This window comes from Dietzia sp. CW19 (assembly GCF_014145265.1).
Taxonomy (GTDB): domain Bacteria; phylum Actinomycetota; class Actinomycetes; order Mycobacteriales; family Mycobacteriaceae; genus Dietzia; species Dietzia natronolimnaea.
Window position 1 is genome coordinate 1 of record NZ_JAALEE010000487.1, and the last position, 2,264, is coordinate 2,264.

Sequence of the window (2,264 nt, forward strand, 5' to 3'; positions counted from 1 at the left end):
GACCACGAGCCACCCGCCGTGGTGCTGGTCGACCCGGGTCCGCACACCGGAGGCCCGGCCGTCACCGACAGCCGCGATCCGGGCGGCGAGTGCCGTCAGCGTGGGGACGTCGAAGGTCCGGACATGGCCGTACTGCGCCACGGCGACGGCCTCGAAGGGCACGGCGATCACCAGGCGTCTCCGCGCCAGACGGAGTGCGTCGCGGACCATGTCCCAGCCGGCGTCCTCGTCCAGATGCTCGAGGACGTGGACGAGGTAGACGGTGTCCGCGGCGGCCGGGGCCAGTGGGGTCGTCCGGGCGTCGAGGCAGACGGGCGTGGGCCGGGCGGCGCCGACGGGTGCGCAGGTCCGGAGCAACCCGAGGACGGAGGGGTCGAGGTCCACGGCGATGGTCCTGACACCCTCGCGGGCGAGCCGCAGGGACAGGAACCCGAAGCAACACCCGATCTCCACCGCGGAGTCGCCGACCATCTCCGCCACCGCCCGGTCGTGCACCGGGGAGAACGGGCAGACGCCGCTGGCCAGTGCCGAGATCGACGACCGGTAGTAGGCGGACCAGCACTCCTCCCAGCTCGCGTCCCGGCAGGTCACGAGCGCGGTCACGGCCCGGTGGAACTCGTCGACGGTGTGCAGGACCCCGGTGGCGAGCAGGTCGCGGGCCATGGCCGGGATCAGCGCCTCGCTGACTTCGTCGTCGTCGAGGTCGTGCCCGATCCGCACCCGACGGTCGTCGGCGATCACGGTGAACACCCCGAAGCGCCGGCCCGGTCCGCCCCGGATCGCCGAGATCGTCCGGCTCGTCCCGCGGGTCGCTGTGGTCTCCATGGGGGCAGACGGTAGGGCGAGCGGGAGGTCCGCGGCGAGAGGATTCAGTGGATTCCGGCAGGTCGAACGGGTCCGGCCCTGCCCGGTCGGGCAGTGGCCGCACGCGATCGGCTCGGGCCGGCCCGCGTGCAACGTTGCTGCAACCCCGCCGCGCATAGTGTCCTACATCACAGCGACGACCACGGGGGTCGCGCGGAGGAGAAGGAGGGGCACGATGCCCGTTTTCGCACAGCCCGGCGCCGATGGTTCGGTGATGTCCTACAAGAGCCGCTACGACCATTTCATCGGCGGCGAGTGGGTGGCACCCGTCAAGGGCGAGTACTTCGAGAACGTCACCCCGATCACCGGCCAGGTCTTCTGCGAGGTCGGCCGCGGCACGTCCGAGGACATCGAGGCGGCCCTGGACGCCGCGTGGGCCGCCGCCCCCGGGTGGAACGCCACCTCCGCCGCGGAGCGCTCGCTGGTCCTGCTCCGGATCGCCGACCGGATGGAGGAGAACCTCGAGGCCATCGCGCTGGCCGAGTCGTGGGACAACGGCAAGCCGATCCGCGAGTGCCTGGCCGCCGACATCCCGCTGGCGATCGATCACTTCCGCTACTTCGCCGGCTGCATCCGCGCCCAGGAGGGCGGGATCTCGCAGATCGACGAGGACACGGTGGCGTACCACTTCCACGAGCCGCTCGGCGTGGTCGGACAGATCATCCCGTGGAACTTCCCGGTCCTCATGGCGGTGTGGAAGCTCGCCCCGGCCCTGGCCGCGGGTAACTGCGTGGTGCTCAAGCCCGCCGAGCAGACCCCGGCGTCGATCCTGTTCCTCATGTCCGTGATCGGCGACCTGCTCCCGCCCGGCGTCGTGAACGTGGTCAACGGATTCGGCACCGAGGCCGGCAAGCCGCTGGCCTCCAACCCCCGCATCCGCAAGGTCGCCTTCACCGGTGAGACCACCACCGGACGCCTGATCATGCAGTACGCCTCGGAGAACCTCATCCCGGTGACCCTCGAGTTGGGCGGCAAGAGCCCCAACATCTTCTTCGAGGACGTCATGGACGCCGACGACGACTTCCGTCAGGCCGCGCTCGAGGGCTTCGCGATGTTCGGCCTCAACCAGGGCGAGGTGTGCACGTGCCCGTCACGCGCGCTCGTGCAGAGGTCGGTCTTCGACGAGTTCAGCGAGCTCGCGATCGAGCGCACCAACAAGATCACGCAGGGCAATCCGCTCGACACCGACACGATGCTCGGCGCGCAGGCCTCCAATGACCAGTTGGAGAAGATCCTGTCCTACATCGACATCGGCAAGCAGGAGGGCGCGGACGTCCTCACCGGCGGCGGACGAGCGGAGCTCGAGGGCGATCTCGCGGGCGGCTTCTACGTGCAGCCGACCGTCTTCCGCGGCCACAACAAGATGCGGCTGTTCCAGGAGGAGATCTTCGGGCCCGTGC

At 70.1% G+C, this 2,264-nt stretch carries 2 protein-coding genes; one reads left to right on the forward strand and one right to left on the reverse strand.

Annotation, left to right across the window (positions count from 1 at the left end):
• Positions 1-825, reverse strand: an 825-nt coding sequence (gene mftM / locus G6021_RS13870; protein ID WP_182641538.1) for a mycofactocin oligosaccharide methyltransferase MftM, incomplete at its 3' end; no start/stop codon positions are given.
• Between the two features lie 214 nt (positions 826-1,039).
• On the opposite strand from mftM, the gene G6021_RS13875 reads away from it, so the two are divergent.
• The coding region (locus tag G6021_RS13875) for an aldehyde dehydrogenase family protein (protein WP_182610404.1) at positions 1,040-2,264 on the forward strand (1,225 nt) is incomplete at its 3' end.